This window comes from Pseudomonas graminis, assembly GCF_900111735.1.
GTDB classification, from domain to species: Bacteria; Pseudomonadota; Gammaproteobacteria; order Pseudomonadales; family Pseudomonadaceae; genus Aquipseudomonas; species Aquipseudomonas graminis.
Genome location: NZ_FOHW01000020.1, coordinates 45,801 through 68,710, shown reverse-complemented (window position 1 = coordinate 68,710; position 22,910 = coordinate 45,801). Strand labels below are relative to the sequence as shown.

Below are 22,910 nucleotides of genomic sequence, written 5' to 3'. Positions count from 1 at the left end.
CACAAGGCCGAAACCGACACCAAGTTTGAGACGGACGCTCATATTTCCAAGGTGTTGGGTAAACCAGCGAGACATTATGATTCCTGCGAATTGTGGTTATGGACGCCTGTGCATCGGCCGATGCGCGTTGAACTGAAGCGTGGGGTGATGAAGGGCTTGGTGGGCAGGCTCAAGACTGCTGCGCAGCCGATCGCAGGCAAGCGCGCTCCTGCGCCTTCGGCAGAAGCGGGCCAGGCGTTGATCGGCAGAGATGGGTTCGGTATTGATTGTCAGGAGGAGTGCCGCTGGTGCGGATGCTTATTGCGTCTGCCGCTGGTACGGATGCTCATTGCGAGTGCTACGCGTCCGGATGTCGGCGTTCTGTCTTGGATTCTGCCCGAAGGGTGTAGGAGCGCGCTTGCCCGCGAACTGGCGCGAAGCGGCAGCAAACCAGGCGCCTCGCTCGAGTCAGATACAACGCAGCTCTAGAACAACCGGGCGAGCAACGCGGTCACGGCGGTTTCGACGCGCAGGATCCGCGCGCCCAACTGGACTGGATTCAGGCCAGAGGCCTGCAGAAGATCGACTTCGTAGGGAATCCAGCCACCTTCAGGGCCGATGGCCAGGGTGACAGGCTGCTCGACCGCGCGCGGGCAGGCGGGGAAATCACCCGGGTGGCCGACCAATCCCAGCGTCCCTTCGACCACAGCGGGGAGACGGTCCTCAACGAATGGCTTGAAGCGCTTCTCGATGACGATCTCCGGCAGCACGCTGTCCCGGGCCTGCTCCAGCCCGAGAATCAACTGCTCGCGAATCGCCGCAGGCTCCAGAAAGGGCGTCTGCCAGAAGCTTTTTTCGACGCGGTAACTGTTGACCAGGATGACTCGGGGCACACCCATCGTCGCCACGGTCTGAAACACCCGGCGGAGCATTTTCGGGCGGGGCAGGGCGAGGACCAGGGTCAGCGGCAGTTTGGCCGGCGGGGCGTGCTCGAAGCTCACCGAAAGCTCGGCTTCCCGAGGTTCCAGCCGCAACAACTGTGCGCTGCCGAGCAGCCCGTTAACCCGGCCAACCCGCAGGCTGTCGCCGACTTCGCTGCGATGCACTTCCTGCATGTGCTTGAGGCGTCGGTCACTCAGTACAACCCGGTCCGCCGCGATAAAGTCGGCGTCCTCAAGCAACAGCAGGTTCACGGCTGGGTCGCTGGCGGTTGGCTCTGTTCGTCTTCAGCTTTTTCGTCATCTTCATGATCACCGCGCTTGGTGATCATCGAACTGCACAGCACGCCGATTTCAAACAGCAGCCACATCGGCACGGCCAGCAGGGTCTGCGAAAAGATGTCCGGCGGGGTGAGAATCATGCCGACCACGAAGCAGCCGATCACCACGTACGGGCGAATCTTCTTCAGGTATTTGACGTCGACGATGCCGATCCACACCAGCAGCACAACTGCCACCGGGATCTCGAACGCGACGCCAAACGCCAGGAACAGCGTCATGACGAAGTCCAGGTAACTGGCGATGTCCGTCATCATCGACACGCCTTCCGGCGTGACACTGGCGAAGAAGTGGAAAATCAGCGGGAAGACCAGAAAGTACGCGAACGCCATGCCGGCGTAGAACAGGATGATGCTGGAGATCAACAGCGGCACTGCCACGCGCTTTTCATGCTTGTACAGGCCTGGCGCAATGAAGCCCCAGATCTGATACAGGATCACCGGCATCGCCAGGAACAGCGCCACCATCATCGTCAGCTTGAACGGCGTGATGAACGGCGAGGCCACATCGGTCGCGATCATCGTTGCGCCGTCAGGCAGAAACTTGCGCAGCGGGGCAGAAACGAAGGTGTAGATCTTCTGGGTGAAGTAGAACAGCGCGCCGAAGATCACAAAGATCGCCAGCACGCAGCGCAGTAGACGCGAGCGCAGTTCTGTCAGGTGCGAGACCAGCGGCATTTGCTGATCGTTTTCCGGGATTTCGCTCATGGGGCTCGTGGTGGCAGTGACGAATCGTTGGCAGAAGGCGCACTTTGCACCGCGGTCGCAGGGGTTGTGACCGGCGCAGTTACGGGAACAGATCCCGGCCCGGCAGGCGAAGGTGCCGACGCAGGCGCAGCAGGCTCGACATGAACGGGCGGCGGCGTGACCGAAGCGCTCTCAGCCGGAGCAGCCGGGCCAATGTCGGCGCTCTGTACCGGGGAGGCTGCACCCATGACCGGCGCCGTGGATGGCCCTTCCGATGCCGGGGCCGGCGAAACGGGCTTCTCGGCAGTCGGCTCAGCCGGCGCGGGTGTCACGGGCGCAGCAGGCGGTTGTTGCGGCTGCATGATCTTGCGAGCTTCCTCTTCCAGCGAAAGAATGTGCTCGTTGTGCAACTGACGCCGAATCTCGTCAGCGCCGATTTCGCGCTCAACTTCCTGTTTGATCGCATTGAAGCTGCGTTTCAGGCGGCCGATCCAGAGCCCGGCCGTCCGTGCTGCGCCTGGCAGACGCTCGGGGCCCAGGACCAGCAGGGCAACGAGGCCGACCAGCAGCAGTTCAGAAAAGCTGATACCAAACATGCGTCACGACCTAGTCTTTGCGGAGGGGGTCTTCGACTCGTTGCGCTTGAGCGTCGATCGTGTGCGGCTGGTGCAGCGGCTGAGTCGGAGGCACCGGCTGCGCGGTTGGCTGTGGCTGAACAGGCGGCTGCACCGTCGGCTCTTCCGGATGCTTGTCGTCGTCATTCATGGCCTTGCGAAAGCCCTTGATCGACTCACCCACGTCAGTCCCCAGGTTCTTGAGTTTCTTGGTGCCGAACACCAGCACGACAACCACAAGAATGACGATCCAGTGTTTCCAGTCAAAAATGCCCATAACGCGTTCCTCACAAGAAATTTCGGGCCGCAGCCCCTGTGTTTATTCCGCCGAGCGAGACGCTTTCTCGGCGTGGCCGGACAGGCCGAAACGGCGGTCCAGCTCATCGAGCACGGCTTGCGGGTGTTGGCCCAGTTGGGCAAGCATCACCATACTGTGGAACCACAAATCGGCGGTTTCGTAGACGACATCACTGCAGTCACCGCTGATGGCAGCGTCCTTGGCAGCGATTATGGTTTCGACCGACTCTTCGCCGACCTTTTCCAGAATCTTGTTCAGTCCCTTGTGATAAAGGCTGGCGACGTAAGACGAGTCGGCAGCCGCGCCCTTGCGCGATTCAAGCACCTCGGCAAGGCGTGACAAGGTATCAGTCATGTTCAGTGTCCTGCTTGGTAAATGGCGTCCGGGTCTTTGAGCACCGGGTCCACGGTCTTCCAGCCGGCATCATCGTAGACGCGGTAGAAGCAGCTCTCGCGGCCGGTATGGCAAGCGATGCCGCCGATCTGCTCGACCATCAAGATAATGACGTCGGCATCACAGTCCAGGCGCAGTTCATGAAGCTTTTGCACGTGGCCCGATTCTTCGCCCTTACGCCACAACTTGCCACGCGAACGTGACCAGTAGATAGCGCGCTGTTCGCTGGCAGTCAGGCTCAAGGCTTCGCGGTTCATCCAGGCCATCATCAGCACGCGACCGGTCTTGTGGTCCTGCGCGATGGCGGGCACCAGACCGTCTTTGTCCCACTTAATCTCGTCCAGCCAGTCTTTCATCATCGGCTCCGGCCGCTCCAGGGGAGGGTTAGTGTGCCAGCGGCTCGCGCCGATGGCTATCGGCGAACGACCAGATAGACCCCTGCCGCCAGCATCAGCAAGGCAGGCCAGGCACTCAATGTGTTCAGCGCCGCGCCGGTCTGGGTATGGGTGATCGCCAACAGCACGCCGCCGGCCAGCAGGCTGGCGCCCAGCAAGCGCAGGGCCCAGTGATCGCCATCACGCCGATAGGGCGGGGGAGGATCGTGGCGATGGGGCTGCGACAGACGCTCGAGCAGGTCTCGGGTCATGTTGGCCAGATGCGGAATCTGTTCGACCTGAGATTGCAAGTTGCCCAGCAGGGTTTTCGGGCTGACGCGTTCGCGCATCCAGCGTTCGAGGAACGGCTGCGCGGTCGCCCAGAGATCCAGCTCCGGGTACAGCTGACGGCCGAGGCCTTCGATGTTGAGCAGCGTCTTTTGCAGCAGCACCAGTTGCGGCTGCACTTCCATGTTGAAGCGGCGAGCGGTCTGGAACAGGCGCATTAGCACCTGCCCGAAGGAAATGTCCTTCAACGGTTTCTCGAAAATCGGCTCGCAGACCGTCCGGATGGCCGCTTCGAATTCATTCAGCTTGGTCTCGGCGGGCACCCAGCCCGAGTCGATGTGCAGCTGTGCAACGCGGCGGTAGTCGCGCTTGAAGAAAGCAAACAGGTTGCGCGCCAGATAGTCCTGATCCTCAGGGGTCAGGCTGCCGACGATGCCGCAGTCGATGGCGATGTACTGCGGATCCCACGGCGTGACCGTGCTGACGAAAATGTTGCCAGGGTGCATGTCGGCGTGGAAAAAGCTGTCACGGAAGACCTGGGTGAAGAACAGTTCAACGCCGCGCTCGGCGAGCTTCTTCATGTCGGTGCGCTGATCGGCCAGGGTCGCCAGATCGGTCACTTGCACGCCGTAGATGCGCTCCATGACCAACACCTTCGGCCGGCACCAGTCCCAATAGACCTGCGGCACGTAAAGCATGGTCGAGCCCTCGAAGTTGCGGCGCAGCTGGCTGGAGTTGGCCGCCTCGCGCAACAGGTCGAGTTCGTCGTAGATAGTTTTTTCGTAATCGGCGACGACGGCCACCGGATGCAGCAGTCTCGCGTCTGCGGAAACCCGCTCGGCAATCTTCGCCAGGATGAACAGCCAGGCAAGATCGGAGCCGATGATCGGCTTCAAGCCCGGCCGCACGACCTTCACCACCACCTCTTCGCCCGTCTTCAGGCGCGCGGCGTGGACTTGGGCGACAGACGCCGAAGCCAGCGGAGCTACGTCGAAACGGCTGAACACTTCGCTGATCTTTGCGCCCAACTGCGATTCGATCAGCGCCACGGCCTTGGCGGAGTCGAACGGCGGCACGCGGTCCTGCAGCATCATCAGCTCGTCGGCGACGTCTTCGGGCAGCAGGTCGCGGCGGGTGGACAGCAACTGCCCGAACTTGATGAAAATCGGCCCCAGGTCCTGCAACGCCAGACGCAGACGCGCGCCACGGCTCAGTTCGTTCTTGCGCCGCGGCAGCCAGCGCCATGGCAGCACGAAGCGCACGGCCAACAGCCACCACGGCAGGGGCAGGGCGAACAACAGGTCATCGAGGCGGTAACGGATTACGACACGCTGGATGCGAAACAGACGGCGGACGGCAAGCAGGCTCATGCGTTATCGCTGGATTTGAGGGAGTGGGCCAGACGCTCGAAGCGGGCTTCGAGGCGTTCCAGGTCTTGTTTGGTCTGATCCAGTTCGGCGAAGCGGGCTTCGGCCTCGCGTTTGCCGACCAGCGTGCGGGATTCTTCGGCCAGGTATTCGGCCAGGTTGTGGCTGAGGCTGGTTGCGCTGTCGCGGGTCCAGCGCGCGCTGTTGCGCAGATGCCCGCCGATCAAGGGCGCCGCGACGGGACCGAGCCAGCGTTGCAGGTCGTACTCCCAGTCGAGGTCCAGGTCCTGCAGCACGCCCACCAGCTCAAGCAGCACGGCACTTTCGCCATCCAGCTCGACTTCCGGGCTGTGCAGCACGGCATTTTTGTCTTTGCTCATCGCCAGACGCATCAGGCTCGCAGCGGGGGCGCGCAGGGTTACATCTGCGCCGCCATCCCAGTTCGCCGCCAGCATCAGGCCGTCGTCACTGGGCAGCACGTGCAGATGAAACGCCGGGCTGGTGCATTCGATCGCGATGACCTTGCCGCTCAGCCGGTCAAGGCGTGGCAGGGCGGTGCTGTCCATGCGCAGCACGCGATTGACGCCGTGCTCGGCACTGGCGAGCAAGCCGTTGATCAGCATCAGGGCTTGATGCCCCGATGCAGCGCGACGATGCCGGAGGTCATGTTGTGGTAAGTCACGCGGTCGAAACCGGCCTGAACCATCATCGACTTCAGGGTTTCCTGATCGGGGTGCATGCGGATCGACTCTGCCAGATAGCGGTAGCTTTCCGAATCGTTGGTGATCAGCTTGCCGGCCAGCGGCATGAAAGCGAACGAGTAGGCGTCGTAGATCTTGGACATGACTTTGCTGGTTGGCTTGGAGAATTCAAGCACCAGCAACCGACCACCCGGCTTGAGCACGCGCAGCATGGAGCGGATGGCGTCTTCTTTGTGCGTCACGTTGCGCAGGCCGAAGGCGATGGTCACGCAGTCGAAGTGGTTGTCAGGGAACGGCAGCTTTTCAGCGTCGGCCTGGACGAACTTGATGTTGCCGGCCACCCCGCGATCCAACAGGCGGTCACGACCCACCTTGAGCATCGAAGCGTTGATGTCGGCCAGTACGACTTCGCCGGTCGGGCCGACAAGATGGGAGAACTTCTTCGCCAGATCACCGGTGCCGCCCGCGATGTCGAGTACGCGGTTGCCGCTGCGAACGCCGGACAGTTCGATGGTGAAGCGCTTCCAGAGGCGATGCATGCCGCCGGACAGTACGTCGTTCATCAGGTCATATTTGGCCGCGACGGAGTGAAATACCTCGGCGACTTTCTCGGCCTTCTGGCTTTCCGGTACGTTTTTGTAACCGAAGTGGGTGATGGGTTCGGCATCGCTGCCTTTGCGCGGATCATTCATATCGCTGTCACCGGAATAAAGTGGTGCCATTCTAATCGTCGGGGCTGGCTTTGTCTTGACAAGGCGCACGGCCAACAGTTTCTTCGCTCCGGGCCGCTGGTATAGTGCGCCGACGATTTAAGCCGAAGCAGGAGCCCGTCAGTGGCCAGAATTACCGTGGAACGCCAGCACACGCTGGGAAAGGAAAAGGCTCGCGAGAAGGCTGAGATCATGCTGCAGAAACTGTCCGACAAGTACGGCATCGAGCACGAATGGACAGGCGACACCGTGGGTCTGGAAGGCAAGGGCGCCAAGGGCACTGTCGCGGTCGAAGATGAGTGGGTGCGGGTGAATATCGACCTCAACTTCTTCCTCTCTCCCATGAGCAGCTCTATTCAGACCGAAGTTGAACGGCAGCTCGACAAGGTACTCACTGCCTGAAGCTTGTAGAGACGGCTAGAGCATCAGCTTGATGACTTGCTCGGAAGGGTCGCGGGATTTGCCGGCGGCCTTGAGTTCGGCCAGATACTCCTCCCACAGTTGCGCCTGGCGTTGCGCCAGTTGCTCCAGGTATTCCCAAGTGAACAAGCCGCTGTCATGACCATCGTCGAAGGTCAGCTTCAGCGCGTACTGGCCGGCGGGCTCTACCTTGGTGAGCCCGACGCCCAGCTTGCCAAATTGCAGAATCGGATTGCCGTGGCCCTGCACCTCCGCCGAAGGCGAGTGCACCCGCAGAAATTCCGCCGGCAAGCGGTATTCCTCATCCGGCCCGTATTTCAGGCTGAGGACTTTCGAGGCTTTGTGTAGCTGGATGGCGGTGGGGATGCGGGTCATGGAGGTGGTCTCAACGGCGAGCTGTGAGCTACAAGCGGCAAGCTACAAGCCAAGCAGATTTCGGTAGCCAGTGAAATCTGCTTGCAGCTTGAAGCTCACAGCTTGCAGCTGCTATCAAAGAATGTAGCGCGACAGATCTTCGTCTTCCGCCAGCTCACCCAAGTGGCTGTTCACGTATTCAGCGTCGATCTGAATCGTCCCGCCATCCTGCGTACCCGCCAAGTCGCCGGCACTGAAAGAAACCTCCTCCAGCAACCGCTCAAGCAGCGTGTGCAGGCGACGCGCACCGATGTTCTCGGTCTTCTCGTTGACCTGCCAGGCAATCTCGGCCAGGCGCTTGATGCCATCCGGCAGGAACGCGATGTTCAGGCCTTCGGTCTTCAACAGCTCGCGGTATTGCTCGGTCAGCGACGCATGGGGTTCGGTCAGAATGCGTTCGAAATCCTGCGGGCTCAGCGCTTTCAGTTCGACACGAATCGGCAGACGACCCTGCAGCTCAGGCACCAGATCGCTTGGCTTGCTCAGGTGGAACGCACCGGAGGCGATGAACAGGATGTGATCGGTCTTGACCATGCCCAGCTTGGTGTTGACGGTGCAGCCTTCGATCAGCGGCAGCAAGTCGCGCTGCACGCCTTCGCGGGACACATCGGCGCCACCGACGTTGCCGCGCTTGGCCACTTTGTCGATCTCGTCGATGAACACGATGCCGTGCTGCTCAACCGCTTCCAGCGCCTTGGCTTTCAGTTCTTCGTCGTTCACCAGACGGCCCGCTTCTTCATCGCGAACCATTTTCAGCGCGTCTTTGACTTTCAGCTTGCGGCTCTTCTTCTTGCCCTTGCCCATGTTGGCAAACAGGCTTTGCAGCTGGTTGGTCATCTCTTCCATGCCTGGCGGCGCGGAAATATCGACGCCGCCCATCTCGGCGACCTCGATTTCGATTTCCTTGTCGTCCAGCTGACCCTCGCGCAGACGCTTGCGGAACAGCTGACGGGTGTTGGAATCGCTGCCCGACGTGGCGTCTTCGTTGAAGCCCGCGCGTGCCGGTGGCAGCAGGGCGTCGAGAATGCGGTCTTCTGCGGCGTCTTCGGCGCGGTGGCGAACCTTGGTGATTTCCTGCTCGCGCAGCAGCTTCATTGCGGCGTCGGCCAGATCACGGATGATCGACTCGACATCGCGGCCGACATAGCCGACCTCGGTGAACTTGGTCGCTTCGACCTTGATAAACGGCGCGTTGGCGAGCTTGGCCAGACGACGGGCGATTTCGGTTTTACCGACGCCGGTCGGACCGATCATCAGGATGTTCTTGGGGGTGACTTCGACGCGCAGCTCTTCAGGCAGCTGCATCCGGCGCCAGCGGTTACGCAGCGCAATGGCGACGGCGCGTTTGGCATCGTCCTGGCCGATGATATGGCGATTGAGTTCGTGGACGATTTCACGGGGAGTCATGGACATGGTTTTCAACGGTCCTCGGCAGAATGCAAGTCGGGCAGGCCGCGATGAATGGCGGCCATCACCCTACGCTTACTCGGCGAGGTCCTGCTCCTCAATAGTGATGTTGTGGTTGGTGAAGACGCAGATGTCGCCGGCAATGTGCAGGGCGGTTTCGGCGATTTCACGGGCAGAGAGTTCGGTCTTCAGCAGCAGCGCGCGGGCTGCGGCCTGGGCAAAGGCGCCGCCGGAACCCATGGCGATCAGGCCGTCTTCGGGCTCAACGACGTCGCCGTTGCCGGTAATGATCAGCGAAGCGTCTTTGTTGGCAACGGCCAGCATGGCTTCAAGGCGGCTCAGGGAGCGATCGGTACGCCATTCTTTCGCCAGTTCTACGGCGGCACGCACAAGGTGACCCTGGTGTTTTTCCAGCTGGGCTTCGAAACGCTCGAACAGGGTGAAGGCGTCAGCGGTGGCGCCTGCGAATCCGGCGATGACCTGGCCGTGGTAAAGGCGCCGGACTTTCTTGGCGTTGCCTTTCATGACGGTATTGCCCAGAGAAACCTGGCCGTCACCGGCCATGACGACTTTGCCTTGGCGGCGCACTGAAACGATGGTGGTCAAGGGGAGAGTCTCCACGCTGCGGGGCGAAAATGCCCTGATGGAAACTCATATGGGGGTGGGGGCGGGTATTTCAACCGTTGAGCGGGTTGAGAGATGAATGGCGGTGCGTCAGTTTGCTTCAAGTTTGTGTAGGAGTGAGCTTGCTCGCGATTGCGGTGAATCAGGCACCCATTATGTTGGATGTGCCAATGTCATCGCGAGCAAGCTCACTCCTACAACTGATCGTGCCCGCGTGGAGCGGGACCGATCGTTGGTCCTGCGGTGGGCGACAGTGCCCTAGCGAGCCTGGCGCTGTTGCAGCAGCAGGTTGCTGAAGCCGCCGCCCGCCAGTTGCTTCTGCGCTATGGTCAGCTGTTCGCGGTTGCTGAACGGGCCGACCAGTACGCGGTACCAGGTTTCATCCTTCACCGTGCCCGACTCTACCGTCGACGTTTGCCCCAGCAGAATGATCTGCGCGCGCACTTTCTCGGCGTCGGCCTGTTTGCGGAACGAGCCCGCTTGCAGGAAGAACGTCGTCACGGCCGCCGGTTTGGTCACCGGAGGTGCGGGTGGCGGGGTCAGACCGCTGAGCGCGGCCTGGGCCCGAGCCGTGTCGATCTTCGCGGCCACTTCAGGTGTAACCGGCGTGCTTGGCGCCACGACCGGCGGCGTCTTCTCGGGCACCGCTTCGTTCGGCACGATGACTTCCGACTCAGGCAGTAGCGTGTAGAAGTCGTATTTCGGCTTCACAGGCGCGGTCGGGCTGGGCGGCGTCTTGTTCGCTTCGGCGATCTTCGCGGCCTTGGCTTCAGCCCTCACGCGCTTGATGTCGTCGCCGCTGCCGGGTTCGAGCTTCATCAGGAAAACGACGAAAGCGCCGACGGTCAGGCCGATCGCCATCCACACCCAGCCCGGAATCGGTGTCTTTGCAGGAGCCTGATACCGGCTGGCGCCGCGCTTGGGAGCAGGTTTCTTTTTAACGGCCAACTTACATACGCTCCAGAGTGTCCAGACCCAGCAACTGCAGGCCTTGCTTGAGGGTGCGACCGGTCAGGGCGGCGAGGCGCAGACGGCTTTGCTGTTGTTCAGGGTTTTCTGCCGCCAGGATCGGGCAGTTCTCGTAAAAACTGGAGAACAGACCGGCGAGGTCGTACACATAGGCGCAGAGCACATGGGGCGTGCCCTTGTCGGCCACGGTGTTGACGGTCTCGCCGAACTGCGCCAGACGCGCGGCCAGGTCTTGCTCCTGGGGTGCGTCCAGGATGATTTGGCCCTGGCTCGCGTCGAAGGTTTCGCCCTTTTCTTCGAGCTTGCGGAACACGCCGGCCACACGGGTGTAGGCGTACAGCAGATAAGGCGCGGTGTTGCCTTCGAAGCTGAGCATCTGGTCGAAGTTAAAGCTGTAGTCGCTGGCGCGATGCTTGGACAGGTCGGCATATTTCACCGCACTGATGCCCACGACCTTGGCGATCGAGCGCAACTCGTCTTCGGCGACGTCCGGGTTTTTCTCTTTCACCAGGGTGTAGGCGCGTTCTTGCGCTTCGTCGAGCAGGTCGACCAGCTTGACCGTGCCGCCATCGCGGGTCTTGAACGGACGGCCATCGGCGCCGTTCATGGTGCCGAAGCCCATGTGCTCCATTTGCATGTCGTTGGTGACGAAGCCTGCCCGGCGCGCCACTTCGAAGACCTGCTGGAAGTGCAGGGCCTGACGCTGATCGACGAAATACAGCGAGCGGTCGGCTTTCAGCACGTTGCTGCGGTAGCGAATGGCGGCGAGGTCGGTGGTGGCATACAGATAACCGCCACCGGCCTTTTGCACGATCACCGGCAGCGGCGTGCCTTCAGCGGTTTTGAATTCTTCGAGGAACACGCACTGCGCGCCGTTGCTCTCGACCAGCAGGCCGGCTTTCTTCAGATCGGCGACGACATTGGCGAGGTCGTCGTTGTAGGCGCTTTCGCCCATGACGTCCTTCGGCGTGAGTTTGACGTTCAGGCGCTCATACACTTCCTGGCAGTGAGACAGGGAGATGTCCTTGAAGCGCGTCCACAGGCTAAGGCACTCGGCGTCGCCTGCTTGCAGCTTGACCACCAGCCCACGTGCGCGCTCGGCGAACTCCTCGGACTCGTCGAAACGGCCTTTGGCGGCGCGGTAGAAGTTTTCGAGGTCAGCCAGCTCGTCGCTGGTCGCCGGGGTTTCCTGGAGATAGGCCAGCAGCATGCCGAACTGAGTGCCCCAGTCGCCGACGTGGTTCTGACGGATCACGGTGTCGCCAAGGAACTCAAGAACGCTGGCCACGCCGTCGCCAATGATGGTCGAGCGCAAGTGGCCGACGTGCATCTCTTTAGCCAGATTCGGTGCAGACAGGTCAACCACAACGCGTTGAGCGGGGCCGTTCTTGCGCACGGACAGGGTCGCGTCGGCGAGGGCTTCGTCAAGGCGCGAAGCCAGAGCCTGGGTGTTCTGGAAAAAGTTGAGGAAGCCGGGGCCGGCAATGTCGACCCGGGTGATTTGCTCGTCAGCGGGCAGCGCGGCGACGATTTTCTCGGCCAGATCGCGCGGTTTCATGCCTGCAGGCTTGGCCAGCATCATCGCGATATTGCTGGCGAAGTCGCCGTTTTTCTTGTCCTTGGCGTTCTCCACCTGAATCGCCGGCGTCAGCCCTTCCGGCAAGACGCCATCGGTGACGAGTTGGCTCAGAGCTTGTTGAATCAGCTGGCGGATGGTGTCTTTCATGGTGCTCTCTTTCGACCGCAAGCGCGGCCGCGCCTGGATGCGCGGGTGGAAAAACTGGGCATTATCCGTGGCCGGAGCCGCCTTGCCAACCGCGCTGGATGCGCGGTCAGCCGATGCGAATCAATAAAGGTCCACCGGATCCACGTCCAGCGACCATCTGACCTGGCGCCCGCTTGGCATGTTTTCCAGCGTCAGCAGCCAAGTCGCAAGCAGCTTGTGCAGCGGCGCGCGGGCGTTTGCCTGAACCAGCAATTGAGCGCGATAGCGTCCGGCGCGTCGTTCCATCGGTGCCGGAACCGGCCCCAGCAGCTCGATGCCGCCCAGCGCCATGTCCTTCAGCAATCGCTCGGCTTCGGTGCAGGCTTCATCCAGAAAGCCTTCGGCCTGACCCGGCTTGTGCGCTTCTGCGCGCAACAGCGCCAGGTGTGAAAACGGCGGCAGCCCGGCGGCGCGACGTTCGCTCAAGGCCTGCTCGGCAAAAGCGAAATAACCCTGCTCGGTGAGTTGAATCAATAAAGGATGGTCGGCCAGGTGGGTCTGGATGATTACCTTGCCCGGCTCTTCGGCGCGCCCGGCTCTGCCTGCGACCTGCACAATCAATTGCGCCATGCGCTCGCTGGCGCGGAAGTCGCCGGAGAACAGCCCGCCATCGGCGTCGAGAATCGACACCAGCGTCACGCGAGGGAAGTGATGCCCTTTGGCGAGCATCTGGGTGCCCACCAGAATGCACGGCTGGCCTTTCTGGATGGTCGCGAACAGCTGATTCATCGCGTCCTTGCGCGAGGTGCTGTCCCGATCGACGCGCAGCACCGGATAGTCGGGGAACAGAATCGCCAGCCGCTCCTCGGCACGCTCGGTCCCTGCACCGACCGGGCGCAGATCGACCTTGCCGCATGCCGGGCAATTGCGTGGCACGCGCTCGACATGGCCGCAATGATGGCAGCGCAGCTCACCCGAGCGTTGGTGAACGGTCATGCGCGCGTCGCAGCGAGGGCATTCCGACAGCCAGCCACAGTCGTGACACAACAGCGTCGGGGCAAAGCCGCGTCGGTTTAGGAACACCAACACCTGTTGACCCGCCGCCAGGGTCTGGCCGATGGCTTGCTGCATGGGGCCTGAAATGCCGCTGTCGAGGGGGCGGCTTTTCACGTCCAGCCGCAGGAAGCGGGGTTGCTGAGCGCCGCCCGCGCGCTGATTCAGGCGCAGGAGCGCGTATCGACCAGTGTGGGCGTTGTGCAGGCTTTCCAGTGAAGGCGTCGCCGAGCCGAGCACGATCGGGATGTCCTCCTGATGCGCCCTCACCAGCGCCAGGTCCCGTGCGTGGTAGCGCAGGCCTTCCTGCTGTTTATAGGAGCCGTCGTGCTCCTCGTCGATGATGATCAGCCCGGGGTTTTTCATCGGGGTGAACAGCGCCGAACGGGTGCCGATGATGATGTCGGCTTCGCCATCGCGTGCTGCCAGCCACGCGTCGAGCCGATCCCGATCGTTGACTGCCGAGTGCAGCAGCGCGATGCGTGCGTTGAATCTCTGCTCGAAACGCGCAAGGGTCTGTGGGCCCAGGTTGATCTCCGGAATCAGCACCAGCGCCTGCTTGCCCGCTTCCAGCGTTTCGCGGATGAGCTGCAGGTACACCTCGGTCTTGCCGCTGCCGGTGACCCCCGCCAGCAATGAGGCGTGAAAGCTGCCGAACCCCGAACGAATGGCTTCAAAGGCGGCCCGCTGTTCGGTGTTGAGCGGCAGTTCCGGCTGCGCCAGCCAGTGTTCGTGCCGCTCGACCGGTCCATGACCGCGCACCTCGACGGTCACCAGTCCCTTGGCGAGCAGCAGATTCAGGCTGTCCCGGTTAAGCATCAGCTTGCTCAGCAATTGATGAGCCACGCCGTGGGGGTGTTGGGCCAGCGTGCGCAGCGCTTCTTTTTGTTTCGGCGCCCGGGCGATGCGCGGGTCATCGATGCTGGCGTCAGGAGCCGCCTGCCAGAACCGCTCTTGTCGGGCTTCCGCCGGTTCGCCCTGGCGCAGCAGCACCGGTAACGCCCAGCTGAATGTGTCGCCCAGGCTGTGCTGGTAATACTGTGCAGTCCACAGGCACAGCTTGAACAATGCAGGCGGCAATGGCACGTCGGCGTCCAGCACCGCAATCGCCGGCTTGAGCTTGTCGGCCGGCACTTCGCTGTGGTCAACGACCTCCACCAGCACGCCAATCATCTCCCGACGGCCGAACGGCACGCGCAGGCGCATCCCTGGCTGCAAGGCACTGCGCGGCACACCTGCGGGGGCAAGGTAGTCGAACAGGCGGCGCAGCGGCGAGGGCAGGGCGAGGCGCAAGATGGCGTCGGACACGCGGGGGATATCCTGTTACGGAGTATGACGAAGGGCGCGATCTTAGCAGACGACCGGCGTTAACGTTCCCTTGCGTGATTGGCGTTGTCTGTTAATATGCGCGGCCTAATTCCGTGCGGTATTCAACAATAGTGTTGGGTGGCGGCACGATAGCCTGAGGAAATACCCATGAAAGCTGATATCCATCCAGTTTACGAAGCCATTGACGCAACCTGCAGCTGCGGCAATGTCATCAAAACCCGTTCCACACTGGCCAAGCCTCTGAGCCTGGACGTTTGCAACGAGTGCCACCCGTTCTACACCGGCAAGCAAAAAACTCTGGACGTCGGCGGTCGTGTCGACAAGTTCAAGTCGCGTTTCGGTGCGTTCGGTCCTACCAAAGCTCCTGCTGCTGCAGAGTAAGGTTGGCCGTTCTGGAGTCGCCGATGCGTTTCTCCAGGCTGCTTAAAAAGGCGTCCCTCGCGGGCGCCTTTTTTATGTCCGCGATTTGGCTTTCGGCGGCCCAGGCTTTGTGTCCGGCCCCGGCGTCGCTGCCTGTGGCTCAGGTGCAGCGAGTGGTCGACGGCGACACGGTGCGTCTGATCGATGGTCGCAGCGTTCGCATGATTGGCCTGAATACGCCAGAAACCGGCAAAAAGGGTCAGCCCGCCCAGCCGTTTGCCGAAACGGCCAAGCGTCGTTTGCAGGCGTTGGTGGAGGCCAGCGACGGGCAGGTCAGGCTGCGCGTCGGTGAAGAGCCGACCGATCACTACGGACGCACGCTCGCTAACGTCTATGGCCGCGATGGCGCCAATCTCGAGGCGCAACTGCTCGCCGAAGGCCTTGGCTATCTCGTCGCAGTCTCTCCGAACGTTGCGCTGGTCAGCTGCCTGCAGGCCGCAGAGAAGTCAGCTCGCCAGGCCGGCCTGGGCTTGTGGCGCAATTCGCCGGTTCAGCCGGTCGAGCAGATCAACGCCGGCGGGTTCGCGTTGGTCAGCGGGCGCGTGACCCGCGTGCAGCGCAATGGCGGCGGCCTGTGGATCGAATTCGGGGATTCGCTGGTGCTGCGCATTGCGCCCAAACTGCTCGGCCAGTTTGACACTTCCGCGTTGCAGCGCTTGAAGGGGCAGCGCATCGAAGCCCGTGGCTGGGTGGTTGATCGTTCTCGTCGGGGCGGCCTTAGAGCAGATCAGCCTCGCTGGATGATGCCGATCACTCATCCTGCAATGTTGAATACAATTAATTAATAAATTGTAGACATTTTATTGCGCAAACTGTCTCAGCTGGAGACCTTGTGTCCTACGGCTCTACGCTGAAAGTCGTAGATGCGGCCTCTTGACACAGGTGACCCGCCAGTCTTGTTAGGACTTTATGACTTGCGTATGCTCGGCGGTCCGTCTTTCCAACAGTAAAAAAGCGGAATGCCCCCATGTCAGATTTGAAAACTGCCGCTCTCGAATATCACGCTCATCCCCGTCCAGGGAAACTCAGCGTCGAGCTCACCAAAGCCACTGCAACCGCTCGCGATCTGTCGCTGGCTTACAGCCCGGGTGTGGCTGAGCCGGTCCGCGAAATCGGTCGCGATCCGGAGCTTGCCTACAAGTACACCGGCAAAGGCAACCTGGTAGCGGTCATCTCTGATGGCACCGCGATTCTGGGTCTGGGTAACCTCGGGCCTCTCGCGTCCAAGCCGGTCATGGAAGGCAAGGGCGTGCTGTTCAAGCGCTTTGCCGGTATCGACGTGTTCGATATCGAAGTCGACTCGGAGAGCCCGCAGGCCTTCATCGACACCGTGCGCCGCATCTCCATCACGTTCGGTGGCATCAACCTGGAAGACATCAAGGCGCCTGAGTGCTTTGAAATCGAAAAGGCGCTGATCGAGCAGTGCGACATTCCGGTTTTCCATGATGACCAGCACGGCACCGCGATCGTTACCGCAGCCGGCATGATCAACGCGCTGGAAATCGCTGGCAAAACCCTGGAAGCGGCGAAGATCGTCTGCCTGGGCGCTGGTGCTGCGGCCATCTCCTGCATGAAGTTGCTGGTGAGCATGGGCGCGAAGATCGAAAACATCTTCATGATCGACCGTAGCGGCGTGGTTCACGACGGGCGTACCGACCTGAACCAGTACAAGGCCCAATTCGCTCACTCCACCGACAAGCGCACGCTGGCCGACGCCCTGGAAGGCGCTGACGTGTTCGTTGGTCTGTCCGGTCCGAACCTGCTGAGCGCTGAAGGCCTGAAGTCGATGGCGGCCAACCCGATCGTGTTCGCTTGCTCGAACCCGGATCCGGAGATCTCGCCAGAACTGGCTCACGCTACCCGCGACGACGTGATCATGGCGACCGGCCGTTCGGACTACCCGAACCAGGTCAACAACGTGCTGGGCTTCCCGTTCATCTTCCGTGGCGCACTGGACGTCCGCGCCAAGCGCATCAACGAAGAGATGAAGATCGCCGCGGCCAACGCTCTGCGAGAACTGGCCAAGCTGCCGGTGCCTCAGGAAGTTTGCGATGCCTATGGCGGCATCGCCCTGGAATTCGGTCGCGAGTACATCATCCCGAAACCAATGGACGCGCGCCTGTTGGGCCTGATCTCCGATGCAGTTGCCAAGGCAGCCATCGAGAGCGGCGTCGCAACCCTGCCGTATCCGAAGCACTACCCGCTGAAGAGCGTGGATGAAGTGTTCAACGGCTGATACAAGCGCCCATAAAAAACCCAGCCAAGTGCTGGGTTTTTTTATGGCTGGAGGCTGCCAGCAGTGCAACTGATCGCCGCTGCTTTTACTTGGAGCTTGCCGCTTGAGGCTTGCGGCTGCTCCCCTAGAACAGATCGATCGGCGCTGATTCATCCGCCGGCAGCGGGCTGCCTGGAGGTGGGCTGCCGCCAAGTTCGTTCACGCTAGGCGGCGTATCTTCGCTCTTGAACAGCTCGAAGAACGCCCCTGGCGTACTCGGCGTGGCGGAGCGGCCGCTGACAGGGTCGATACGCAGGCTGAGGATGCCGTCCGGTTCGGCCTGAACGTGTGGCGGCTTGTCCTTCAGCGCGGCGCTCATGTACTTCATCCAGATCGGCAGCGCGACCGTGCCGCCGAACTCATGGCGACCGAGGCTTTCTGGCTGATCGAAACCGGTCCAGACCGTTGTCACGTAATCGGCGTTGTAACCCGTAAACCACGCATCTTTCGATTCGTTGGTGGTACCGGTTTTGCCTGCGATGTCCGGACGGTTCATCGCCAGGGCGCGGCGACCGGTGCCGCGTTTGATCACGTCCTGCAGCATGCTGTTGAGAATGTAAACCGTGCGACCGTCAACAATCCGCTCCGCGACCACAGGGGCCGGCGCTGCGCCCGAAGTATCCAGCGCGTTCGGCACGACATTGGCAGTCAACGGCGGGGCTTCTGGCGCTGCATAAGTCGATGCATTGCTGATGGCGGCCTCGCTGACCGCTTTCGGGTTCGGGTCGTTGGCAGGGACTGTCGGAGGGTTGGCGACGAAAAGGGTTTTCCCCTCACGGTCCTCAATCTTCTGGATCAGGTACGAGCTGACCTTGTAACCGCCGTTGGCAAATGCGCTCCAGCCGCTGACGATCTCCATCGGTGTCAGGGTTGCCGTGCCGAGGGCCAGGGACAGGTTTGGCGGCAAGTCCTGCTTGTTGAAGCCAAACCGAGTGATGTAGTTGATCGCGTTGTTCACGCCCAGGCTTTGCAGCAGGCGGATGGACACTAGGTTGCGCGACTTGTACAGCGCCTCGCGCAGCCGAATCGGACCGAGGAAGGTGCCCGTGTCGTTCTTCGGGCGCCAGACTTTGTCGATGGTTTCGTCGACGAATACGATCGGCGCGTCATTGACCAGGCTGGCGGCGGTGTAGCCGTTATCCAGCGCTGCCGAGTACAGGAACGGCTTGAAGCTGGAGCCTGGCTGACGCTTGGCCTGCATTGCCCGGTTGTAGTTGCTCTGCTCGAACGCGAAGCCGCCGACCAGCGCGCGAATCGCGCCGTTCTGCGGATCCAGCGAAACCAGCGCGCTTTGCGCCACCGGAAGCTGGCTGAACTTGAGCGAGTTGTCCGGCTGACGCTGCAAACGCACCAGATCGCCGACGTGGGCGACATCACCAGGCTGCTTGGGATTGGCGCCGACGCTGTTGGTGTTCAGGAACGCCTTGGCCCACTTCATGCTGTCCCAGGCGACGGTTTCTTCGTTCTCGCCGCTGCGGGTCAGCACGCGGATGCCGGTCTTGTCGACCTGGGTGACGATGGCCGGCTCCAGACCGCTGATCGGACGCTGTTTGCTCAGTTCCTGCACCCAGCCCTCGCGGGTCAGGCCTGGGAATCGGCTCTCAGGCCCGCGATAGCCATGGCGCTGGTCGTATTCGATCAGGCCGTCCTGCACAGCCTTGTTGGCGTCTTCCTGCAGGCCGCTCGGTACGGTAGTGGTGACGCGGAAACCTTCTGTGTAGGCTGCGCTGCCATAACGACCCACCATTTCGGCGCGCGCCATTTCAGCGATATACGGCGCGTTCACTTCAGGGCTCTGAACGTGGTAGCTGGCGTTGATCGGCTCGACAAGAGCGGTCTGGTAGGTGTTCTGGTCGATTTTTCCCAGCTTGAACATGCGGCCCAGAATCCAGTCGCGGCGCTCTTTGGCGCGCACCGGGTTGGCCAGTGGGTTGAATCGTGACGGCGCCTTGGGCAAACCGGCAATCATTGCCATCTGCGCGACGCTCAGGTCGCGGATGGATTTGCCGTAGTAAACCTGCGCTGCGGCCTCGATGCCGTAGGCGCGGTTACCCAGATAGATCTTGTTGACGTACAGCTCGAGAATTTCGTCCTTGGTAAGTTGGCGCTCGATTTGCAAGGCCAAGAGAATCTCGGTGGTTTTGCGCGAAAAACTGCGCTCGCTGGTCAGGAAGTAGTTTTTCGCGACCTGCATGGTGATGGTCGAGCCGCCGGACTGGATATGACCGCTCTTGACCAACTGGCTGGCCGCGCGCATCAGGCTGCTCGGGTCCACGCCATAGTGATTCTCGAAGTTATCGTCTTCGGCAGAGAGCAGGGCGTGAATGAAATTGGGGGGAATGTCGGCGAAACGGATGGGAGAGCGGCGCATTTCGCCAAACTCTGCGATCAGTTTGCCGTCGCTGCTGAACACCCGCAGCGGGATCTGCAGCTGGATGTTACGCAGCGCATCGACCGAGGGCAGGTTCGGAGCCAGGTAGAGAAAGGCGCCGCTCAGGCCGAGCAGCAGCCCGCAGACGACCGCGACGATGGACCACCAGACGAACTTCAGCAGGCGTATCAAGGCTTTTGGATTTCCAGAAAAAAGAATGAGTTAGACGCAGGCATTTACAAATGAACACGCCTTGAAGCTTCGCTACACGAAAAAAACGCTGGGCATTATAAGCATTTTTCGTCGTCGAGCGTTATTTGCGCTACTGTCAAGTCAGCCGACAGTGGCACTGGACTAGAAATCATCCGTAAGTGACGGAAACGCATAGGGAATCGGTTGTGTTCGAACTCTTCAGTAAGAAGGCCAACACCCTTCTAGGGATCGATATTAGCTCCACCTCGGTCAAGCTCCTGGAGCTAAGTCGGTCCGGCAACCGTTACAAGGTCGAGTCTTATGCGGTCGAGCCACTGCCCGCCAACGCAGTGGTCGAAAAGAACATCGCGGAGCTCGAAGGCGTCGGCAGTGCATTGACGCGTCTGCTGGTAAAAGCCAAGAGTAACGTCAAAATTGCGGCGGTTGCCGTCGCAGGTTCGGCGGTTATCACCAAGACCATCGAGATGGATGCAGGGCTTTCCGACGACGAGATGGAAAACCAGCTCAAGATCGAGGCCGATCAATACATTCCCTATCCGCTGGAAGAAGTGGCCATCGACTTCGAGGTTCAGGGGTATTCGGCGCGTAATCCCGAGCGCGTCGAAGTATTGCTGGCCGCGTGCCGCAAGGAAAACGTAGAAGTGCGCGAAGCCGCGCTGGCACTGGCCGGGCTCACCGCCCGCGTGGTCGATGTCGAAGCTTATGCCCTGGAGCGCTCGTTCGGTCTGCTGTCTGCCCAGTTGGGTCAGGACCACGAGCAGTTAACCGTCGCCGTCATCGACATCGGCGCGACCATGACCACCCTCAGCGTGCTGCACAATGGCCGCATCATCTATACCCGCGAACAATTATTTGGCGGTCGCCAGTTAACCGAAGAAATCCAGCGCCGTTATGGCTTGTCCGTTAGCGAGGCCGGGCTTGCGAAAAAGCAGGGCGGGCTCCCCGACGACTACGTCATGGAAGTGCTGCAGCCGTTCAAAGACGCTGTGGTGCAGCAGGTGTCCCGTTCGCTGCAGTTTTTCTTCGCGGCCGGCCAGTACAACCGCGTTGACTACATCATGCTGGCCGGTGGCACAGCTTCTATTTCCGGTCTTGATCGGCTGATCCAGGAACGCCTGGGCACGCCGACGCTGGTGGCTAACCCCTTTGCTGACATGGCGCTGAGCGTCAAGGTCAATGCTGGCGCGCTCGCCAGCGATGCTCCTGCACTGATGATCGCGTGCGGTCTGGCCCTGAGGAGCTTCGACTAATGGCACGGATCAACTTACTTCCCTGGCGCGAGCAGCAACGCGAAGAGCGAAAGAAGCGCTTCATCCTGGCGCTCGTCGGGGTGCTGGTGCTTGGCATCGGCGCCATTCTTTTGGCTGATCAATATTTGAGCAGTGCCATCGCGCATCAGAACAGCCGCAATCAATTCATCAGGACCGAAATCGTTCAGCTCGACGCGCGTATCAAAGAGATCAGCGAGCTCAAGGCGCGTCGCAAGCAATTGCTGGAGCGGATGAAGATCATTCAGGACCTGCAGGGCAACCGGCCGATCATCGGGCGCATCTTCGATCAAATGGCGCGCACCCTGCCCGATGGTGTCTATTTCAACGACGTGAAGATGACCGGGCAGATGATCAGCATTTCCGGCGCTGCCGAATCCAATAATCGGGTCTCGGATCTGCTGCGTAATCTGGATGCGTCTGACTGGCTGGAGTCGCCGAGTCTGACCGAGGTCAAGGCCAACACTGCGGCGGGTGGTGTGGATCAGACCAACACCTTCCAGTTGACGGTGCGTCAGACGCAGCCAGCAGTTGAGGGGGTCAAGCCATGAGCATGAATGATTGGCTCGATAGCCTGAAAAAGATCGACCTCAACGACCTGGACATCAATAACCTGGGTTCATGGCCCGCCGCAGTGAAGACCATTGCCGGCGCGCTACTGTTGGCACTGGTTCTGGCCGGCGGGTACTTCTTCTATATCCAGGACATGCAGGCTCAGCTGGATCAGGCCCGAGGCGAAGAGACGGCGCTGAAAGAGCAGTTCGCGACCAAGGCTTATCAGGCTGCCAACCTCGCGGCGTACAAGAGCCAGATGGTGGAGATGGAAAATACCTTTGGCGCGTTGCTGCGACAGTTGCCGAGCGACACCGAAGTCCCTGGCCTGCTTGAAGACATCACCCGCACCGGTCTGGGCAGTGGCCTGGAGTTCGAAGAGATCAAGCTACTCCCTGAAGAGGCCCAGCAGTTTTATATTGAATTGCCGATCCAGATTACCGTGACAGGCAGTTATCACGACCTCGCGACCTTCGCCAGCGGCGTCGCCAGCCTGCCGCGAATCGTGACGCTGCATGACTTCGAGATCAAACCGCTGGACGCCAAGTCCCCCGGAAAGCTGCGCATGAGCATCCTTGCCAAGACCTATCGCTATAACGACAAAGGTCTTCAGAACGTTGATACGAAAGGGCCGGCGAAATGAGGGCGATGCGTTGGTTGTGCGTCGGCGTCACGCTGATGGGGCTCGCGGGTTGCGACAGCTCGAATGAATTTGACGATCTCAAGCAGTTCATGGCCGAGGTACGCGCACGGCCGGTTGGCACCATCGAGCCGATGCCTAAATTCCGGCCGTATGAGGCCTTTACGTATGCGGCGGCCAGTTTGCGCAGTCCGTTTCAGCCGCCGATCAAGATTGATCTGGTCAACCGTCCAAAGGGCTCGCACCTGGTGCAGCCTGATCCGACGCGGGTGAAGCAGTTTCTCGAAGGCTTCAACATCGATTCCTTCGAGATGGTCGGCACGTTGAGCAATGAGACCGGCACGTTCGCGCTGCTTCGCGGGGCGGGTGGCGTGCATCGGGTGAAAGTGGGCGATTACCTGGGGCGTAACGATGGCCGGATTACGGCGATCAGCGACTCGGCGGTGCAAGTGATGGAAATCGTTCCGGATGGAGAGGGGGCCTGGCTTGAGCGTCCGCTCAGTATTTCCCTAAAGGAACGCTCATGAAGACGGCAAGCAAGCGAAGCACCTTCGGATCTGCAC

The 22,910-nt window shown here is 61.1% G+C and carries 24 protein-coding genes; 8 read left to right on the top strand and 16 right to left on the bottom strand.

All coding sequences use genetic code 11. The features are described 5' to 3' along the window. Positions 1–464: 464 nt before the first annotated feature. Genes BMY98_RS16005 through ubiE form a run of 9 tightly spaced genes read right to left on the bottom strand, consistent with a single transcriptional unit; the run spans position 465 to position 6,669 of the window. A complete protein-coding gene (locus tag BMY98_RS16005; protein WP_074890800.1) occupies positions 465–1,172 on the bottom strand; it encodes a 16S rRNA (uracil(1498)-N(3))-methyltransferase in 708 nt (235 codons plus the stop codon). Then, positions 1,169–1,963 carry a twin-arginine translocase subunit TatC gene (tatC, locus tag BMY98_RS16000; protein WP_065986665.1) on the bottom strand — a complete coding sequence of 265 codons (795 nt, stop codon included), beginning with the start codon at positions 1,961–1,963 and terminating at the stop codon, positions 1,169–1,171. Before tatC ends, BMY98_RS16005 begins: the two co-directional genes overlap by 4 nt. Further along, positions 1,960–2,538 carry a Sec-independent protein translocase protein TatB gene (gene tatB / locus BMY98_RS15995; RefSeq protein WP_074890799.1) on the bottom strand — a complete coding sequence of 193 codons (579 nt, stop codon included), beginning with the start codon at positions 2,536–2,538 and terminating at the stop codon, positions 1,960–1,962. Before tatB ends, tatC begins: the two co-directional genes overlap by 4 nt. Positions 2,539–2,548: 10 nt before the next feature. Further along, on the bottom strand, positions 2,549–2,833 hold the full coding sequence (locus BMY98_RS15990; protein ID WP_065986662.1) for a twin-arginine translocase TatA/TatE family subunit: 285 nt from the start codon (positions 2,831–2,833) through the stop codon (positions 2,549–2,551). A gap of 42 nt (positions 2,834–2,875) precedes the next feature. Next, on the bottom strand, positions 2,876–3,208 hold the full coding sequence (locus BMY98_RS15985) for a phosphoribosyl-ATP diphosphatase (protein ID WP_065986654.1): 333 nt from the start codon (positions 3,206–3,208) through the stop codon (positions 2,876–2,878). A 2-nt stretch (positions 3,209–3,210) separates the two neighbouring features. Next, positions 3,211–3,603 (bottom strand): phosphoribosyl-AMP cyclohydrolase, encoded by a 393-nt coding sequence (hisI, locus tag BMY98_RS15980; protein ID WP_074890798.1) that lies wholly within the window; start codon positions 3,601–3,603, stop codon positions 3,211–3,213. Between the two features lie 56 nt (positions 3,604–3,659). Further along, a complete protein-coding gene (ubiB, locus tag BMY98_RS15975; protein ID WP_074890797.1) occupies positions 3,660–5,279 on the bottom strand; it encodes a ubiquinone biosynthesis regulatory protein kinase UbiB in 1,620 nt (539 codons plus the stop codon). After that, positions 5,276–5,899 (bottom strand): ubiquinone biosynthesis accessory factor UbiJ, encoded by a 624-nt coding sequence (locus BMY98_RS15970; protein WP_074890796.1) that lies wholly within the window; start codon positions 5,897–5,899, stop codon positions 5,276–5,278. The genes ubiB and BMY98_RS15970 overlap by 4 nt, the downstream gene beginning before the upstream one ends. Continuing rightward, positions 5,899–6,669 (bottom strand): bifunctional demethylmenaquinone methyltransferase/2-methoxy-6-polyprenyl-1,4-benzoquinol methylase UbiE, encoded by a 771-nt coding sequence (gene ubiE, locus BMY98_RS15965; RefSeq protein WP_065986646.1) that lies wholly within the window; start codon positions 6,667–6,669, stop codon positions 5,899–5,901. Before ubiE ends, BMY98_RS15970 begins: the two co-directional genes overlap by 1 nt. A gap of 141 nt (positions 6,670–6,810) precedes the next feature. Between ubiE and BMY98_RS15960 the strand changes: the two genes are divergently transcribed. Then, entirely contained in the window at positions 6,811–7,089 is a 279-nt protein-coding gene (locus tag BMY98_RS15960) for a polyhydroxyalkanoic acid system family protein (protein ID WP_074890795.1), read from the top strand. A gap of 15 nt (positions 7,090–7,104) precedes the next feature. Here the strand turns inward: BMY98_RS15960 and BMY98_RS15955 are convergent, their stop codons facing one another. The 6 genes from BMY98_RS15955 to BMY98_RS15930 form a co-directional block, all read right to left on the bottom strand. Then, entirely contained in the window at positions 7,105–7,482 is a 378-nt protein-coding gene (locus BMY98_RS15955; RefSeq protein WP_074890794.1) for a gamma-butyrobetaine hydroxylase family protein, read from the bottom strand. 114 nt (positions 7,483–7,596) lie between these two features. Continuing rightward, positions 7,597–8,934 carry an ATP-dependent protease ATPase subunit HslU gene (hslU, locus tag BMY98_RS15950; RefSeq protein WP_074890793.1) on the bottom strand — a complete coding sequence of 446 codons (1,338 nt, stop codon included), beginning with the start codon at positions 8,932–8,934 and terminating at the stop codon, positions 7,597–7,599. Positions 8,935–9,003: 69 nt separating this feature from the next. Then, on the bottom strand, positions 9,004–9,534 hold the full coding sequence (hslV, locus tag BMY98_RS15945; protein ID WP_074890792.1) for an ATP-dependent protease subunit HslV: 531 nt from the start codon (positions 9,532–9,534) through the stop codon (positions 9,004–9,006). Positions 9,535–9,810: 276 nt separating this feature from the next. Further along, positions 9,811–10,500 (bottom strand): SPOR domain-containing protein, encoded by a 690-nt coding sequence (locus BMY98_RS15940; RefSeq protein ID WP_074890791.1) that lies wholly within the window; start codon positions 10,498–10,500, stop codon positions 9,811–9,813. Between the two features lies 1 nt (position 10,501). Next, on the bottom strand, positions 10,502–12,247 hold the full coding sequence (gene argS / locus BMY98_RS15935) for an arginine--tRNA ligase (protein ID WP_074890790.1): 1,746 nt from the start codon (positions 12,245–12,247) through the stop codon (positions 10,502–10,504). Positions 12,248–12,367: 120 nt separating this feature from the next. Then, on the bottom strand, positions 12,368–14,587 hold the full coding sequence (locus tag BMY98_RS15930) for a primosomal protein N' (protein WP_074890788.1): 2,220 nt from the start codon (positions 14,585–14,587) through the stop codon (positions 12,368–12,370). A gap of 168 nt (positions 14,588–14,755) precedes the next feature. On the opposite strand from BMY98_RS15930, the gene rpmE reads away from it, so the two are divergent. The 3 genes from rpmE to BMY98_RS15915 all read left to right on the top strand — a co-directional run bounded on the left by rpmE (position 14,756) and on the right by BMY98_RS15915 (position 17,264). Then, on the top strand, positions 14,756–14,989 hold the full coding sequence (gene rpmE, locus BMY98_RS15925) for a 50S ribosomal protein L31 (RefSeq protein ID WP_065986634.1): 234 nt from the start codon (positions 14,756–14,758) through the stop codon (positions 14,987–14,989). Between the two features lie 23 nt (positions 14,990–15,012). Continuing rightward, positions 15,013–15,813 carry a thermonuclease family protein gene (locus BMY98_RS15920; protein ID WP_074890787.1) on the top strand — a complete coding sequence of 267 codons (801 nt, stop codon included), beginning with the start codon at positions 15,013–15,015 and terminating at the stop codon, positions 15,811–15,813. 182 nt (positions 15,814–15,995) lie between these two features. After that, positions 15,996–17,264: a malic enzyme-like NAD(P)-binding protein gene (locus BMY98_RS15915; RefSeq protein WP_074890785.1), complete on the top strand. Its 1,269-nt coding sequence runs from the start codon at positions 15,996–15,998 to the stop codon at positions 17,262–17,264. A gap of 124 nt (positions 17,265–17,388) precedes the next feature. Here BMY98_RS15915 and BMY98_RS15910 read toward each other — a convergent pair whose 3' ends face one another. Further along, a complete protein-coding gene (locus BMY98_RS15910) occupies positions 17,389–19,863 on the bottom strand; it encodes a penicillin-binding protein 1A (RefSeq protein ID WP_425438883.1) in 2,475 nt (824 codons plus the stop codon). Positions 19,864–20,072: 209 nt separating this feature from the next. Between BMY98_RS15910 and BMY98_RS15905 the strand changes: the two genes are divergently transcribed. Genes BMY98_RS15905 through BMY98_RS15890 form a run of 4 tightly spaced genes read left to right on the top strand, consistent with a single transcriptional unit; the run spans position 20,073 to position 22,874 of the window. Further along, on the top strand, positions 20,073–21,137 hold the full coding sequence (locus BMY98_RS15905) for a pilus assembly protein PilM (RefSeq protein WP_074890782.1): 1,065 nt from the start codon (positions 20,073–20,075) through the stop codon (positions 21,135–21,137). Next, positions 21,137–21,706: a PilN domain-containing protein gene (locus BMY98_RS15900; RefSeq protein ID WP_074890780.1), complete on the top strand. Its 570-nt coding sequence runs from the start codon at positions 21,137–21,139 to the stop codon at positions 21,704–21,706. The genes BMY98_RS15905 and BMY98_RS15900 overlap by 1 nt, the downstream gene beginning before the upstream one ends. Further along, entirely contained in the window at positions 21,703–22,350 is a 648-nt protein-coding gene (pilO, locus tag BMY98_RS15895) for a type 4a pilus biogenesis protein PilO (protein WP_074890778.1), read from the top strand. The genes BMY98_RS15900 and pilO overlap by 4 nt, the downstream gene beginning before the upstream one ends. Then, positions 22,347–22,874 (top strand): pilus assembly protein PilP, encoded by a 528-nt coding sequence (locus tag BMY98_RS15890; protein ID WP_074890777.1) that lies wholly within the window; start codon positions 22,347–22,349, stop codon positions 22,872–22,874. The genes pilO and BMY98_RS15890 overlap by 4 nt, the downstream gene beginning before the upstream one ends. Positions 22,875–22,910 lie beyond the last annotated feature (36 nt).

What these genes read in the sequence shown, in the direction of transcription:
- hisI (WP_074890798.1), bottom strand. Translation starts at nt 3,603, where the DNA reads ATGAAAGACTGGCTGGACGAGATTAAGTGGGACAAAGACGGTCTGGTG.
- hslU (WP_074890793.1), bottom strand. Translation starts at nt 8,934, where the DNA reads ATGTCCATGACTCCCCGTGAAATCGTCCACGAACTCAATCGCCATATC.
- BMY98_RS15890 (WP_074890777.1), top strand. Translation starts at nt 22,347, where the DNA reads ATGAGGGCGATGCGTTGGTTGTGCGTCGGCGTCACGCTGATGGGGCTC.
- tatC (WP_065986665.1), bottom strand. Translation starts at nt 1,963, where the DNA reads ATGAGCGAAATCCCGGAAAACGATCAGCAAATGCCGCTGGTCTCGCAC.
- BMY98_RS15900 (WP_074890780.1), top strand. Translation starts at nt 21,137, where the DNA reads ATGGCACGGATCAACTTACTTCCCTGGCGCGAGCAGCAACGCGAAGAG.
- BMY98_RS15990 (WP_065986662.1), bottom strand. Translation starts at nt 2,833, where the DNA reads ATGGGCATTTTTGACTGGAAACACTGGATCGTCATTCTTGTGGTTGTC.
- BMY98_RS15955 (WP_074890794.1), bottom strand. Translation starts at nt 7,482, where the DNA reads ATGACCCGCATCCCCACCGCCATCCAGCTACACAAAGCCTCGAAAGTC.
- ubiB (WP_074890797.1), bottom strand. Translation starts at nt 5,279, where the DNA reads ATGAGCCTGCTTGCCGTCCGCCGTCTGTTTCGCATCCAGCGTGTCGTA.
- rpmE (WP_065986634.1), top strand. Translation starts at nt 14,756, where the DNA reads ATGAAAGCTGATATCCATCCAGTTTACGAAGCCATTGACGCAACCTGC.
- tatB (WP_074890799.1), bottom strand. Translation starts at nt 2,538, where the DNA reads ATGTTTGGTATCAGCTTTTCTGAACTGCTGCTGGTCGGCCTCGTTGCC.
- ubiE (WP_065986646.1), bottom strand. Translation starts at nt 6,669, where the DNA reads ATGAATGATCCGCGCAAAGGCAGCGATGCCGAACCCATCACCCACTTC.
- pilO (WP_074890778.1), top strand. Translation starts at nt 21,703, where the DNA reads ATGAGCATGAATGATTGGCTCGATAGCCTGAAAAAGATCGACCTCAAC.
- argS (WP_074890790.1), bottom strand. Translation starts at nt 12,247, where the DNA reads ATGAAAGACACCATCCGCCAGCTGATTCAACAAGCTCTGAGCCAACTC.
- BMY98_RS15970 (WP_074890796.1), bottom strand. Translation starts at nt 5,899, where the DNA reads ATGCTGATCAACGGCTTGCTCGCCAGTGCCGAGCACGGCGTCAATCGC.
- BMY98_RS15915 (WP_074890785.1), top strand. Translation starts at nt 15,996, where the DNA reads ATGTCAGATTTGAAAACTGCCGCTCTCGAATATCACGCTCATCCCCGT.
- BMY98_RS15985 (WP_065986654.1), bottom strand. Translation starts at nt 3,208, where the DNA reads ATGACTGATACCTTGTCACGCCTTGCCGAGGTGCTTGAATCGCGCAAG.
- BMY98_RS15920 (WP_074890787.1), top strand. Translation starts at nt 15,013, where the DNA reads ATGCGTTTCTCCAGGCTGCTTAAAAAGGCGTCCCTCGCGGGCGCCTTT.